The sequence below is a fragment of the Blautia sp. NSJ-140 genome, from assembly GCF_022868965.1.
GTDB lineage: Bacteria > Bacillota > Clostridia > Lachnospirales > Lachnospiraceae > Blautia_A.
In genome coordinates this window covers 1-1,030 of record NZ_JALIFS010000027.1, presented here as the reverse complement: position 1 = coordinate 1,030, position 1,030 = coordinate 1, and the positions used below count along the sequence as shown (strand labels likewise).

Below are 1,030 nucleotides of genomic sequence, written 5' to 3'. Positions count from 1 at the left end.
TCAGACATCTCCGGATCACGGGATATTTGCTCCTCCCCGAAGCTTTTCGCAGCTTATCACGTCTTTCATCGGCTCTTAGTGCCAAGGCATCCGCCCTGTGCCCTTATTGCTTGACCTTTCGCTTCATCACCCTAGCGTAGGTGATGCGGTCTCTTGATTCTCGTGTTACTACAGTAAGTGCTTTCTTCTCACGAAGTTTACACTCACGTTCGTAACGTATGTGTTTGATTACTCTGTTCATAACAGATAAATCGATGTCTTCCTATCTTTGCGTTTGCATTAATTTCTTAATACTTTGCGTTTAAGGATATTTGATTAACTTAATCAAATTTCATGTATGCAGTTTTCAAGGTACAATATTGATTGGCTTATATCACTAAGCCAATGGGCTTAAGTGGACCTTTACCCTATTGCTCATGATTATGAACTTTTCGGGGTTCTGGTTCATTTAAACCAGTGGGCTTAAGTGGACTCGAACCACCGACCTCACGCTTATCAGGCGTGCGCTCTAACCAGCTGAGCTATAAGCCCATCTTAGGATTTTTAAATCCTAGTGGAGATGAAGAGATTCGAACTCTCGACCCCCTGCTTGCAAGGCAGGTGCTCTCCCAACTGAGCTACATCCCCATTTGATCTGGCAGCCACCTGCTCTCCCACACCGTCTCCAGTGCAGTACCATCGGCCGCTTAGGTCTTAACCGTCGTGTTCGGGATGGGAACGGGTGTTTCCCCTAAGCGCATCGCTACCAGAAATATCACTATTCAATTTCCTTGATAACTCAACAGTAAAACACATTTCTTTTCTCTACTTTTTCCTTAGAAAGGAGGTGATCCAGCCGCACCTTCCGATACGGCTACCTTGTTACGACTTCACCCCAGTCATCGGTCCCGCCTTCGGCAGCTCCTTCCTTGCGGTTAGGTCACTGACTTCGGGCGTTACTGACTCCCATGGTGTGACGGGCGGTGTGTACAAGACCCGGGAACGTATTCACCGCGGCATTCTGATCCGCGATTACTAGCGATTCCAGCTT

At 47.3% G+C, this 1,030-nt stretch carries 2 tRNA genes and 3 rRNA genes; all 5 read right to left on the bottom strand.

The features are described 5' to 3' along the window. Nucleotides 1–116: ribosomal RNA gene (locus tag MUB50_RS16890) — 23S ribosomal RNA — on the bottom strand; the annotation flags it as partial. Between the two features lie 341 nt (nucleotides 117–457). Next, nucleotides 458–531: transfer RNA gene (locus MUB50_RS16885), tRNA-Ile, on the bottom strand. Between the two features lie 23 nt (nucleotides 532–554). Further along, a tRNA-Ala gene (locus MUB50_RS16880) sits at nucleotides 555–627 on the bottom strand. Nucleotides 628–632: 5 nt separating this feature from the next. Further along, nucleotides 633–750 (bottom strand): 5S ribosomal RNA (gene rrf, locus MUB50_RS16875). 69 nt (nucleotides 751–819) lie between these two features. After that, nucleotides 820–1,030, bottom strand: a 16S ribosomal RNA gene (locus MUB50_RS16870); the annotation flags it as partial.